Consider the following 12,505-nt stretch of genomic DNA (forward strand, 5'->3'; position numbering starts at 1 on the left):
GAATCCGTTTGCGCGTCAGTTCCTAACTGCTGGCCCGGTAGTCGGGCACTGCGTGCCATGTCAAGCGGTCGGATAGGCCACTCGGGGCACCGTTTTTGGGACCTCCAAGCCTCCGAACTGGGGGAGTTCTTGAGGGTGCGTCCGGTACGGCGTGCCAGTTCCCGCAGATGGCGTGGCAGGGTTCCTGACGGTTCGTCGGTGCGGCCTGCCAGTTCCCGCAGGTGGCGTGCCGAAGCTCACAAAAGGAGCGTGCGGGACGAGTGAACGCGCGCGCCCCCTCAGGCCGTGGCGGACGGTCAGGCCGGCCCGCTGAACGGCAAGAAGCACAACATGTGACGGTATGTCACCTGGCAGTACATGAAGAAGATCGCCACCGGCGACTTCAACGGCGACGGCCTTGACGACGTCGTCGGCATCACGGACGTCGGTGGTCTGTCCCGCTACACCGCTACGACAGCAATGCCGACGGCGGCCTCAACAACGGCGTTCCGATGTGGCACGACAACAGCTGGGGCGGCACCCAGATCCGGGCCGGGCGCATCCTGCATGGTGTGCAGGGTGCGCCCGGCTGGTGGTGCCGGCGTTTACTGGGGGTTGTTGGCCGAGGTGGCACCGGCCAGGCGGAACGTGCGCGGCGTGTCGCTTACTTGCTCGGCGATGCCGAGGCGAACCAGCTTGTCCAGCGCGTTCGCGATGGCTCCTGAGGACCGCTCGACGATGCGGCTGATCTTGGTCGCTGTGAACGCCTCGTTGGGGTGTGATTGGAGGTGGTCGATGACCATCTGCTGTAGCACCCCTGGTGCGAGCCGCCGCTTCTTGCTCGGCGGGGTGGTGATCGCATCTGCCGGTGTCGTTTGTGGTTCGGTGATCGCCAGTGGCGCGGGGGCTTTGTCGTCGGCTTCGTCGCGCTTGGCGTTATGTGACGGTTCGCTCTGGCCTGCGTCGCCCTCCTGGCCTGTGGTGAGGTTTGCGCTCCCGGTATCGGATGTGGGGCGGGTGTTGTCAGAATCTGGCTGCTCGGCTGCGGCTGTGTCGTGGGCGTCGTCGGCGTCCGGGGTCGGACCGTCTGGCTGGATCCCGCTCTCGGTGCTCTGTGTGATGAGTGCGGTAGGGGCGCTCTCGCCCACTGCGGCGTGGTCGTCGTTCGCCTCGTTGTCGTCCGTCTCCGGGGCTTCGGGAGTGGCGAGTTCTGGGGCGTCGGTGGTGGAGAGGCCCGGATTGGTGTTCGCGGGTGCCGGGACGTTTTCGTCCTCGGTCGGCTCGTCGTCGGGAGTGGGACGCCAGAAGTCGGGGGTGCGGCAGGGGCCGTCGTGGCCGCCGGGAGTGCGGGCGGCGAGGCCGCGCCTTTCCAGGGTGGCCAGGGCCTTCCCGGCGGTGGAGTGGCCGACGCCTGCGGCTTGGGCGAGTCCGGCGGCGGTGGTGGGTTCGGTGAGGGCGAGGAGTTCGGTGTAGACCGCGGCTTGCGCGTCGGTCAAGTCGGTAAGGCCGGCGAGCAGGACGGCAGCGGTTGCGGTGTCTGGTGCGTGGTTGTCGTCGGGGATGGTGTCGGACATCTGGGGTCCCTCGATTCCGCATGTGATTGGACTGTGAGGTCCCCGGCCGGGGTGGCCGCGTGTACGGCCTCGGGTGTTCGCCGACGCGTGCGCATCGCGTGGTTTCGGTGAACGTGGCCGTGAGGGGAGCGAGTTCATGGTTTGTGAACCCACGGGCTTTTGCGGCCACGACCATGGACGCTCGAACCGTGGGCGAAGTCAAGCGATGGGATTCCCGGAATCGCCGCTGGTCAGAGTGGATGGTGCGGTCGATGGGCCGGAGCTTGGAGAGCGGGGGGCGTGTCCCGGTTGGGGGCGGGCGTGGGAGGGCGGTCCCGGTGTGCGGGTGGTCGGTGATCCGTCCGGTGCCGTGGGCGGGGGCGGGTTCATCCGATCGGGGGTGGGCGGTCGGTGCGGTGGGTTTGGAGCTGGTTGTGGAGTCGGCGGGCGCGGTTGGAGCCGACGCCGAGTTCGTTGCGTAGCCGCCAGGCGGTGACCGGTTTGCCGGTGGTGGCGCGGGCGGCGTTGTCGAGGGCGACGGCACGCGGCCATACGTCGGCGTCTGCCGCCCCGGTTCCGACCGGTGGGCGGTCGGTGGGCGGGGGCTGGCCGTTGGGTGTGTTGTCGCCGGTCTCGGGCCCGGCTGGGTCCCTGCTTGTGCTGGCGGGGGTAGTGGCTGTGGTTGGACAGCGGTCGGTTTCGCTGGCCGGAGTGTATGCGGGCGGCCGGTGGGCGGTCGGCGGTCGGGCGGCCGGGGTGGTGGGGGCGGTAGGCGGTCGGAGGGTGTGGGCGGTGGGCGCTTCGGGGGAGGTGAGGTGGTCGAGGAGGGTGGTGATGGTGCGGCGGTAGGCGGCGATGGTTTCGGTGAGGGCGATGAGGAGGAGGGCGGGGGTGAGGTGGAGGAGGACGGCTGCGGGGTCGGCGTGGTGGGGCCAGCCGATCTGGCCGTCGGGCCACAGGCTCTGCCACGTGTTTATGAGGGCGGCGGTGGAGCCGGCGCTCCAGCGCAGGGTGGTGGACCAGGCGGGTGGGGTGATGCCCCAGGCGGCCAGGCGTGCGTCGACGTAGAGGATGCCGGCGAGTGCGGTGCCGATCATGGGGTCGAGGAGGACGGCGATGGGGAGGGGAACGTCGCGGCTGGTGGCGAAGCGGGTGACGTTGACCGTGGTGAAGACCAGCGCCAGGACTCCGACGACGCACAGGACCCGGGTCATGGAGCGGAGGAGGCTGACGGCTTCGCGGGCGGCGATCTGCTTCACCGGACACCGCCTCCCGCTCGCGCCACGGGCCTGGTCGCACCCTGGAAGGCAAGGGTCTGGGTGCGTGCAGGGCCCTGGCGAACAACAGCTCCGGGGTGCGGGGCGTCGATCGCCTGTCCGGCGCCGATGAACAGCGAGACGTGAGCGATGTGGTCCGGGCTGGGCCCGAAGAACAGCAAGTCGCCCGGGGCCAGTTGGGTGTCCCTTGGGAGGTGGGGGCTCGTGTCGTATTGGGCTTGGGCGACGCGGGGGAGACGGACGCCTGCGGCTCGGTAGGCAGCTTGGGTGAGGCCGGAGCAGTCGAAGCCGCCGTCGGAGGGGCCGTTTCCACCCCAGACGTAGGGGGTGCCGAGCTGGGCGTGGGCGAAGGCAACTGCTATGGCACCGGTATTGGTTGGGGTTGGGGTGATGGTTGTGTACCCGCGTGCCGCCGCGAGGACTTGGCTGACGTAGGTGTGGGAGTGGTTGTAGGCGAAGATCGCTGTCTGGAGGTTCTTGCCGCCTCGGGCGCCGTTGGCGCACAGCAGGCGCGCTGCCGCGTATACGGCGTCGACCGGGTCCCAGGGCGTGGGTGGCTCCTTTCCTCCGGGCGGTACGGGGTGGGCGTATGCCTGGAAGGTGGATGGCAGGAATTGCATAGGTCCCACGGCGTTTGCCGAGGAGATCATGGTGGGGTGGCGGGCGTGGTCGGTCTCGGTTTTGCCGATGGCGGCAAGGACGGTCCACGACAGGCCGGGGCAGGTGAGGGCGGCGCGCTGGTAGAGGGCGAGCATGCGGGGCGGGATGTCGTTCAGGGCGTGTGTGCTCGGAGAGGCCGGTGCGCTGCTGTTTGGTGAGAGTCCGCCGAGCGCTGCGGCGATGGTGAGGGCGGCGAGCAGAGGCAGGGCCAGGACTGTGCAGCCGATGCCGGTGATCGCCTTTGTGAGCAGGGAGCTCACGATCTGGCCTTGGGGGCGGCGGGCGGTTGCGGGGGTACGGGGAGGGTGAGGGATGTGTCGGCGTCGGTCGGTTCCAGGCCAGTGGCGGGGCTGAGGGTGGGCCAGTGGTCGGTGAGGGAGGCGAGGGTGGTGCGGCGGGCGCCGGGTTGGAGTGGTGCCCACCAGGGGCCCCAGGGTTCGGCGGTGGTGAAGTCTGCGGATGAGGTCGCCACGTTCAGCCCCAACTCTCTTGCTGCGTTGGCGAGGCGGTGCCGCAGGGTTTGGTCACGGGACTGGGTACGGGTGTGGATGAGCAGGGCCGGGCGGGTGCCGGTTGTGGTGGTGAAGGCGGCGTAGCCGGTGAGTTTGGCTTCGACGCGGGCGAGGGGTTGGCTGCCGGTGTCGTATTCGAGGAAGAAGGGCAGCAGGCGGTTGCCGTCGTGGTAGTGGGCGTAGGCGTCGGGGCGGATGATGTCGCCCCAGCGGCGGGCTGCGGAGTGTTCGGAGAGCCAGAGGGTGAGGCTGGTGGTGGGGGTGGTGTGGGCGTGGGCGGCGAGGTGGGTGAGGAGGTCGTTGACGCCGAGGTCGTGGCCTAGGGAGGGGGAGTAGGCGATGCGGCCGGTGTGGGTGGGGCGCCAGCCGAGGGCCGCTACGTCGAGACCGGCCTGGGCGGCGAGGAGTGCGGCTCCGGCGGGGCCGAGGGTGTAGTGCTCGGGGGCGGAGCCGGTGACGGTCAGGGGGCGGAAGGAGTCCACGACCGCGTGGTGGTGGAGGGTGCGCAGGCGGCGTTGGGCGGAGCGGAGTGAGGTGTAGGCGAGGCGGGTGATCTGGTGGGTGGTCAGGACGCGGTGCTCGTGGAGCATGCGGACCAGCCACAGGTCGCGGGCGGTGAGGCGGCGGGCGAGGGCGGCGATGTCGGTGTGTTGGGTGGGGCGGGGGCGGGGGCGGCTGGTGGCGGCGCGGGCGGTGTAGCGGGAGCCGGGGCCGGAGGAGGGGCGGGGGAGTGCGGGCATGGCGGATCACCTTCGGGTGGGGGCGAAGGGGCTTGGGGAGGGGAATGTCAGGGGCGGGTGGCTTGTCGTGGGCCGGTGCGGGAGGCGGCAGCGGTTCGCAGGTCTTTGGCGCGGCCGGGGGTGGTGGGTGGGAGGGGGTGGGTGGTGAGGGTGAAGGCGGTGGATTCCGCGCCGTTGGTCAGGAGGTGGGCGGCGGCTTGGTAGGGGCCGAGGTGGGCGAGGTCGTGTGCGGCGAGGGTGGGCAGGGTGTGGCGTTCCAGTGCGTTGGAGTCCTCGGGAGAGGCGTTGAAGAAGATCTTGTTGCGGGCGTTGGCGGAGATGCCTTCGCGCAGGTCGCGGGGGAGCTGGGCGAGGTGTTGGTGGGCCAGGAGCATGGACAGGCGGTAGCCGCGGGCCTCGGCGAGCATGTCCTCCAACGGGTACGGCAGGGTGAGGAAGTTGTGCGCTTCGTCGATGCTGAGGGTGGCGTCGATGCGCTGGTGTTCGGGGGTGCGGGCGCGGGCTGCGGCGGTTTGCCAGGTGCCGGCGACGATGAAGGAGCCGAGGAGGCGGGCGGTCTCTTCTCCGAGGGCGCCTTTGGGGAGGCGGGCCAGGAGGATGCCGCCGTTGAGGACGTCGGTGAGGTCGAAGGTGGAAGGGCCGGCGGCGATCGCGCGGCGGGCGAAGTCGCGCAGCAGGAAGGCGCGCAGCTTGTTCATGACCGGTCCGACCACGGCGGCGCGGGAGGGTTCGGACATCGACTCGTACCAGGCCCAGAAGCCACGCAGGACAGGGTCTTGGAGGGCGGGGATGATGCGCAGCCGGTAGGCGGACTCGCCCAGCAGACGGGGAACGTCGGCGAGGGTGACCAACTGGCCGGTGCGGTTGCGGTGTTTGAGGAGGGTCAGGCAGGCGGCGCGCATGACGTCGTCGGTGCGGGGGCCCCAGAAGGCGGTGAAGATCCGGCGGAAGATGCCGGTGATGTTGTCCACGACGACATCGATGTCGGTGCCGTCGAGCACGTTCAGGCAGGGCGGGGTGTGGGGGTCGTCGGGGTCGATGAGGACGAGGCGGTCGGCGCAGGTGTCGGGCAGACGGTCCAACAAGTCCGTGACCAGATCGCCCTTGGGGTCGATGACGATGACGCCGCGGTGATTGCGGACGTCGTCGAGGACGAGGTTGGCGATGAGGGTGGACTTTCCGGAGCCGGTGGCGCCCATGACGTGGAGGTGGTGGCGGGCGTCTGCGACGGCGAGACCTACGCCCCGGCGGGCGCCGGTATCGGAGTGGCCCAGGGGTTTGACGCCGTTGCCGGGGGTGGGCTTGGGGATCTGTGGGGGTGGGAGGACGGAGCGGGCGCCGGCTCGTCGTAGGCCGGGGGCGTCGGGGTCGTAGGGGAGGTGGGCGAGGGCGGCGAGTTCGGGCACTGAGAGAAGCGCCGGGCGGGAGGTGGGGAACTGTCGGGCGGTGAGGTGCGGTTCGGGGTGACGGAGGCGGGTGCGGGTGAGGTAGTTGCGGTCGGTGTACAGGCCGAAGGCGGAGGCGATGGCGTGGGCCCGGCCTCGGGCCACATCCTGGGATCGCTCCACCTTCGACGAGCAGGTGGCGGCGTAGGTGAGGGTGCACTGCCACTGGGCGCCGGATTGTTTGGCCACCATCTGGCGTACGGCGGTGCCGTGGTCGGGATCCTGTTTGCCGGTGGCGGCGGGTTGGGCACGGTGGAGGAGGAGCGCGGTCAGGGCTGGCAGACGGGCCGGGGTGTGGCCGGCTTTGAGTCGCCTTGCCTGACGGCGGGCGCGGCGCAGGGCGCGGCCGGTGGCGGGGCGGGCCAGGATCTGCACGCAGGCCGATTCATGGTCGGCCATGCCGGTGGCGGCCTGGAGCAGGGCGCGTAGGGGGTCGGTGGGGTGGTCGGTGCGGAGTGGGAGGAGGTCGGGGCGGGCCGGCCGCAGGCGCCCGGCCGTGCAGGTGACGGTGTCCGCGTGCGGGATGAGGGGGGTGGGATCGGTGATGCGGGTGTGGGCGCCGGGCCAGGCGGCTTCGACGGCGCGGCACACCAGGCCCATGGGGACGGTGCCCGGGACCCAGATGCGGATGCGCAGGCCGCTGTGTGACCAGGTGTATTCGAAGGCGAGGTGGGGCTGGCCGGTGGTGAGGCGGCGCCACCACGGGCGCAGCAATCCGGAGAGCTGGGCCCATAGGACCTCGCCGCCCTTGGGGGCGACATGGGGTGGCGCGAGGGTCTCGACGCAGCGGGCACCATCGGCGAGGTGCTGCTGGCGCGAATGTAGAAGGCGGCGCTGGGCTGTGTACCCACACGCTGCGGACACGAGGACGGTGGGGATCAGGAGGGGCGCGGCCGTGGTGCACCAGGCGAGGGCGGTGTGGAGGGCGGTGGGGGCGAACGTCTCGGGGTGGGTGAGGAAGTCCACCAAGGGTCCGCCCGGCGGGGCGATGGCTCGCAGCACGGGTCCGGTCACAGCGTCCGCCCTTCGTCGCCGTCGTCGCAGATGCTGTTGTCTGCGCAGTCATCGGCGTAGTCGGATCCCTCATCTCTTGTGTGCTGAGCGGTGGCCGCGGTGGCCAGCTCGCTGGGGTCTGTCGTGATCACGTCGTGTTCGCCTGGAGCGGCGACGCTGGTGAGGGCGACTTTGTGGCGGCGGTCGCCGGTCAGCAGCAGTGCCTCGCCTCGGGAGGCAGAGAGGAGGAATTCTCGCTCGCCGTGGCAGAGGTGGAAGTTCTCGCTGATGGTGTCGATGGCTTGTGGGGCTTGGCGGAGCAGGATCTGGGTGGCGGCGTTGGAGACGATGGCTCGGCCCAGCGGTGAGGCGAGGACATCGTCAGCGTCCTGGGTGACGATCGCCAGTCCGGTCCAGCGTTTGCGGGCGGCTTTGGCCATGCGGAACAGGAAGCGGGCGCCGGCCCCCTCACGCATCAGCCGCCATGCCTCGTCCACCACGACCAGATGGCGGCCCGCGCTCGGACGGGAGGTGACTTGCCGCCAGATGGCGTCCAGTGCGAGCAGCATCGCCGGGGCCGTGACCTCTTCCGGCAGGCCGAGGAGCGCGTAGACGACAAGATGCCCGGAGGTAGCAGCGGTGCTGGGACCGTTGAACAGGTGGGCGTGCGAGCCGGTGGTGTACGGGACCAGGCGGTCGGCGAGGCCCGTGGCCACCTCGCTGCCGTCCTCGTTCAGGACGGTGGCAAGGTCGGCGAGCGTGGGCGGAGTGCGCTGCCAGGTCCGAGGATCCGCGGTGATCCCTGCACGGATGTACGTGCCGAGGATCGCCCGGTCCAGCACCGCTTTCTCGACGGCGGTCAGATCGGTGCCGAGCAGGACGGCGAGGAAGGTGTGCAGGAACAGCACGCGCCGCGTCAGGGCGTCTTCACTGTCGCGTGCCGATACCGGGAGGTCGAAGGGGTTGAGGCATACACCTTCCGTACCCAGCCGCACCACGTGCCCGCCGACGGCCTCGGCAAGGCGGACGTACTCGTCCTCCGGGTCGATGACCGAGGCAGTGACACCGGTGAACAGCAGCCGCAGCAGTTCGAGTTTGGCCAGGTAGGACTTGCCGGCGCCGGAGCGGGCCAGGGTGATGGAGTTGTAGTTGTCCTGCGCGAAGCGGTCCCACATCACGGGGGCACCGGAGACCGCGTTCAGTCCGTACAGCACTCCCGAGGCCACGCCATCCTCGCCTGTGACAACCGGTAGGTCGGGGCTGGTGAAAGGGAAGCACGTGGCGAGGGCGGCGGTGTCGAAGGTGCGGCGGATTTTGAGGGTGTCGAGGCCGAGCGGCAGGGTGGCCAGCCAGCCCGGTAGCGCCCGGTAGGTCGTGGGCGCGACCGTCATCAGCAGTGACTCGGCGATGGCGCGGACGGCGGCGGCTTGTTCGGCGAGGGTGTCCTCGTCCGGCGCGTGCACGGTGAGGTAGAGGGCGACGTGGAAGAGTTTTCCTTCGCCGCGGGCGATGCGGTAGGCGAGTTCAGCGGCGTCCGCAGCGGCGGCCTCTACCTCGGGGTCGTCCAGGTGGCCCTTGTCGAAGCCGGTGCGGCGGCCGGATTCCAGGCGGGCGCGCTGCTTCTTCAGTCCGGCGGCGGCCACCGGGTTGGGGACGGGTTCGATGTGCAGGGCGATGTCGAGGTGTCCGGGGAAGTTCAGCAGGGGGGCGAGCCAGCCGGGGGTGACGTCCGCGGGGTAGCCGGTGACCACGAGGGTGGTGGCCAGGTGGGCGCCGATGGCCAGGGCGCGGGCGTGCACCTCGATGGCCTCGGGGCCAGGCGCGTTCAGCAATGCTGCGCCGTCGGTGGTGGGGGTGGGGGCTGGGCGGTGACGGCGGCGGAGAAGACGTTGAGTCACGTGAGGTCACCTTCCGATGCGGTCCTGTGCGGGGTGGGTGTGTCGGGGTTGCAGGCCGCGTGCACCAGGCGGGTGCTGTGTGGGCTGTCCTGGGGCGTGACGGTGATCTCGGCCGGTGCCAGGGCGCGGGCGGCTTCATCAAGGCGCTGGAGGACCCGCCACGCACCCGAATTCCGCATCACACTGGACGTGGGGGCTTCCTCGCGGGCGACCAGCAGGATCTGCCGGCCGAGCAGGTTGCCGCTGGCGGCGAGGTTGGCGAGGAAGTCGGCGTGCGCACGGGCGGCCGCCTCCAGCGCCGGGTGTGGTAGAGCGGCGGCCCCGTGCTGCAGGGCGTCGGCCAGCGGGGTGAGTTCGACGTGGTGAGAGCGCACCAGCAACTGGGTGGGTCCGGTGAGGGAGTTGAGCCAGCGGGCGAACGCGGCGGTCAGCCCTTGTTGTTCGGCCGCCGAGCGTAGTTCGAAGTTGACCGTGGAACACCTCGCCATGGCAGCGGCTCCCTCGCTGCCCAGGTCGAGCACGCCTGTCGAGGTGATGCCGTCATAGGGCATGCGCATGGCGGCCGGGGGTGGGCCTGCGGCCTTGGCCCAGCGGTTGGACACGATGGCGGGCAGTGGGGGAATGCCTTCGGGGGCGTGTACTTGGCGCTTGGGCGTGCGCGTGTGGGTGAGCGCGGCGAGCAGGAAGCGGTCCAGGCCGATGCCTTCCCGGTGGCCGAGCGCGAGCGCTGCCACGGCTCCGGCGATGGGAGTGGCCAGGGCCGCGTAGGCGAGCGGTGCCATGAAGGCGCGTGTTGCCCACCAGCCGCCGTACAGCATGACGGCTGCGGCGGCGAGGAGGGCGGTCTGCCGGGCGGTGAAGGGGCCCAGGAGGCGGTCGGGGCGGGAGATGTCTGCGGGGATACGTGTGGCGTATGTGGCGTCGGTTGGGTCGTCTGCTGCTGCCATGGGATCTACCTCCGGGGTGGTTCGAGGGGCAGCCGCAGCTGAAGGGGGCGCGGCGGCCGTGGACGTGCGTGTCCGGCGGGATTACGTAGGGGAGGGGGTTGTGCACCTGGTGCTGACGAGGGGAAGGTCGGCGGCAGTGGGGCCGGTCGGGTAGGGGAGTTGGGCGTTGGCGCGGTTGTCCGTTCGGCGCGGATCGGCTGCGACACCTGCGTGGGCTGGGGCGCTCGGGCCGGGACGCGCTCGACGGTGCCGGGGAGGGAGAGCTGCCGGATCCGGCGGGCCTGGCTGGGGTGAAGTACGGAACGAGGACCTGTCGGGGTACGGCTGAGAGGGGCAGCACGAGGGCCGGGACGTCGAGCAGCCTGGACGCCGGAAGCAGTACCTGCGGGAGTCCTTGAGGAGGCGCTGGCGATGGCCGTCGCCGGACGTGCCCCGCCTGCTGCCGGGGCTGTCGGTGCCGACCGGCCATCGGTGGCGGTTGCCGCCTGGGAACGTCCCGAGGAGGAACCACCGCGGGAAGGCAACGTTCGCCGCCGACCGCCTTCCCTACTCCCCGGCCCCGGTGCAGAGGGCCGCCCGCCACCGCCGCCCCCACCTGGACCAGGACGTCCCCCTCCACGGCCTGGGCCGAGTCCCGCTGTGCCACCTCCGCCGGGGCGGCGCCGCAGCAGGCTCATACCGGGCACGTAGTGATCCATGAGCCGGTACATCGCCAAGTGCCGGAGCATCCGCACCGCAGAAGGTGCATGCGGGCTATGGGCGGGAGTGCCGCGCAGGATGACCTGCATGGTCCAGCCGGGAATCTTGAACAGCACCCAGAACAAGCCGAGTCCGGCGAGCAGCGTGCCCAGCTGATCGGACTTCGGGATGCCCAGCGTCGAGGCACCTGGAGCGAAGAACAGCTTGATCGCGAGAACGAACGTGATCGACTGCGCGACCTGAATGACCAGGCAGCCGGCCAGGGCCCGCCACCACAGCCGGGCGATCGGATCGGTCAGCGGGTGGGCATGACAAGCCAGGGCGAGCGGTCCGCAGACGGCCACCAGCGCCAGCACCGCCACCCGCACCATGAAGCCGATCAGCACCGCCAGCACCAGCGCGATCATCATGATCGCCAACAGCAGCAGGTACAGCTTCAGCCCGGCCACCCCGAAGATGGCGAAGGGGAGGACGCGTTCGACCATGCCCTGCCCGGCGTCAGCCAGGTCGGTGGCCATGATGGCGTGGGCGAGGGCGTTGGACAGACTGATCGCCTTGCCCATCACCGTCAGCGAGGTGGCCGCTGCGACGATCCCCAACAGCAGCCGCGGGAGGATCTGTTTGAGGGCGTAGCGGGACTGGACGGTTTCATGGCCCATGACGGTGATGCCGCCGGCGGTCACGAACAGCACGTAGATGCCGACGGTGATCTCCAGCATGGCTTTCCACAGCCGTTTGACGTCGGCGTGCTGGGTGACGTCGGGGGTTGCCAGCAGGGTGTTGGCCAGAAACTCGCGGATCGGTTTCATGACCTGCTCGATCAGCGTGCCGAGGAACGAGGTGATCGCGTTCACGATCATCGCGGGGAAGTCGGTCAGGACGTCCCAGCCCGAGGAGGTGTCCTTGACGCACTCACGCCCCTCTGCCTCACACGCCGGAGGAGTAGGCCCCGGCTTCGGCTCCGGGGACGATGGCCGCGAGGGCTGTGAAGGCTTCGGAGACGGACGGCCCGGTGCGGGCGTCGGACCGGGCACGGGGTCAGGTTTCGGCGAGGTGGAAGGTGGCTTCGGAGCGGTGGCGGTGGGGCCGGGGGCGGGCTCGGGCTCGGGTTGCGGTGGCTCCGGAGCTGCGGATGCCCGAGCGGTTGCCGCTGCATAAGCCATTTTCGGTGCGGCGTTCTGCGCGGACAGTGCTACTGGAATGAGCACGGTCAGGATGCAGAGAGCGGGCACGGCCCGTGTGAGGCGCCTGACGCGGCTCACTTCCCGTCACCGCCGCTGGCGCCGATGATGTGCTGGAGCACGGTGACCAGGGCAGGGGCCAGGACCGCCAGCCCGTAGCCGATCGCCGCGGCTTTCAAGGCCCGCTTCGCGGAGTCGACTTCGCCTGGGTCGCCCCCGGCCATCAGATATCGCAGGCCACCGAAGGTCAGAAACAGCGTGGCGAGTCCGGACAGGATGCCGACGACCCAGTTCCGCAGATTCTTGATCACGGTGGGAATGTCCGCGACCGCCCACACACGGGGCGAATTCGCCAACAGCACCAGCGCAGCCCCCGCCGTGACGAAGGCGAACCGGGTCACCCAGCGGCCCTTCGGGCGGCTTGGCCGCCGGTGCGGCCGGCGAAATCTTGCGAGCATGGCGGACGCACCTCCAGCAGACACAACACGGCAGGGGAAAAGAGCGGTTCGACGGAGTGCGATGCGGCCAGGCGCATCACAGGGGTCGTGCGGTGTGGGGTGAACACGGAACCTGTCCCGGGGCCGTCCTCCTTGAGGCGGTGGGAGCAGGGGGCTCGGGTGT

9 protein-coding genes are annotated in these 12,505 nt (G+C 70.3%); all 9 read right to left on the minus strand.

Annotated elements, in window-relative coordinates; genetic code table 11:
• Window positions 1–584 precede the first annotated feature (584 nt).
• The 9 genes from CG747_RS24290 to CG747_RS24330 all read right to left on the minus strand — a co-directional run bounded on the left by CG747_RS24290 (window position 585) and on the right by CG747_RS24330 (window position 12,342).
• Complete coding sequence (locus CG747_RS24290) at window positions 585–1,553, minus strand: helix-turn-helix domain-containing protein (RefSeq protein WP_100603933.1); 969 nt, start codon at window positions 1,551–1,553, stop codon at window positions 585–587.
• A gap of 365 nt (window positions 1,554–1,918) precedes the next feature.
• The gene (locus tag CG747_RS24295) at window positions 1,919–2,791 is read right to left on the minus strand and encodes an extensin (RefSeq protein ID WP_100603934.1); all 873 of its coding nucleotides are present in this window, start codon (window positions 2,789–2,791) and stop codon (window positions 1,919–1,921) included.
• Entirely contained in the window at window positions 2,788–3,729 is a 942-nt protein-coding gene (locus CG747_RS24300; RefSeq protein WP_100603935.1) for a bifunctional lytic transglycosylase/C40 family peptidase, read from the minus strand. Before CG747_RS24300 ends, CG747_RS24295 begins: the two co-directional genes overlap by 4 nt.
• Entirely contained in the window at window positions 3,726–4,721 is a 996-nt protein-coding gene (locus CG747_RS24305) for a replication-relaxation family protein (protein WP_100603936.1), read from the minus strand. The genes CG747_RS24300 and CG747_RS24305 overlap by 4 nt, the downstream gene beginning before the upstream one ends.
• Window positions 4,722–4,768: 47 nt before the next feature.
• Window positions 4,769–7,180: a helicase HerA domain-containing protein gene (locus CG747_RS24310; protein WP_100603937.1), complete on the minus strand. Its 2,412-nt coding sequence runs from the start codon at window positions 7,178–7,180 to the stop codon at window positions 4,769–4,771.
• On the minus strand, window positions 7,177–8,991 hold the full coding sequence (locus CG747_RS24315; protein ID WP_100603938.1) for a VirB4 family type IV secretion system protein: 1,815 nt from the start codon (window positions 8,989–8,991) through the stop codon (window positions 7,177–7,179). The genes CG747_RS24310 and CG747_RS24315 overlap by 4 nt, the downstream gene beginning before the upstream one ends.
• 62 nt (window positions 8,992–9,053) lie before the next feature.
• The gene (locus tag CG747_RS24320; RefSeq protein WP_100603939.1) at window positions 9,054–10,004 is read right to left on the minus strand and encodes a PrgI family protein; all 951 of its coding nucleotides are present in this window, start codon (window positions 10,002–10,004) and stop codon (window positions 9,054–9,056) included.
• Window positions 10,005–10,009: 5 nt separating this feature from the next.
• A complete protein-coding gene (locus CG747_RS24325; protein WP_100603940.1) occupies window positions 10,010–11,563 on the minus strand; it encodes a hypothetical protein in 1,554 nt (517 codons plus the stop codon).
• A gap of 398 nt (window positions 11,564–11,961) precedes the next feature.
• Complete coding sequence (locus tag CG747_RS24330) at window positions 11,962–12,342, minus strand: pilin (protein ID WP_374701810.1); 381 nt, start codon at window positions 12,340–12,342, stop codon at window positions 11,962–11,964.
• Between the last annotated feature and the right edge of the window lie 163 nt (window positions 12,343–12,505).

It is taken from the genome of Streptomyces sp. CB02959 (assembly GCF_002803155.1).
Lineage (GTDB): Bacteria > Actinomycetota > Actinomycetes > Streptomycetales > Streptomycetaceae > Streptomyces.